The sequence below is a fragment of the Nostoc sp. 106C genome (assembly GCF_002154725.1).
Lineage (GTDB): Bacteria > Cyanobacteriota > Cyanobacteriia > Cyanobacteriales > Nostocaceae > Aulosira.
In genome coordinates this window covers 1-300 of record NZ_MTAW01000035.1, presented here as the reverse complement: position 1 = coordinate 300, position 300 = coordinate 1, and the positions used below count along the sequence as shown (strand labels likewise).

Below are 300 nucleotides of genomic sequence, written 5' to 3'. Positions count from 1 at the left end.
ACATACAGTTAAATAGATATTGAGTCGGTCTATCCTAGGTCGGTCGCAGAGATTGTTGAGGCTTTCAAACTATGATGGGTTCGATTTGGGCTATTAGCTCAGGTGGTTAGAGCGCACCCCTGATAAGGGTGAGGTCCCTGGTTCGAGTCCAGGATGGCCCACCTGAACAAGTAAAAAGAGCAAAGTAAAAAGTAAAAAGAGATTGTTTTTCTTTTGAATTTTTCCTTTTAGCTTTTGGCTTGTTGATGGGGGTTTAGCTCAGTTGGTAGAGCGCCTGCTTTGCAAGCAGGATGTCAGCGG

1 tRNA gene is annotated in these 300 nt (G+C 44.7%); it reads left to right on the top strand.

Annotated elements, in window-relative coordinates:
- The first annotated feature begins 87 nt into the window (after positions 1-87).
- Positions 88-161 (top strand) — tRNA-Ile (locus BV375_RS01535).
- Positions 162-300: the final 139 nt, after the last annotated feature.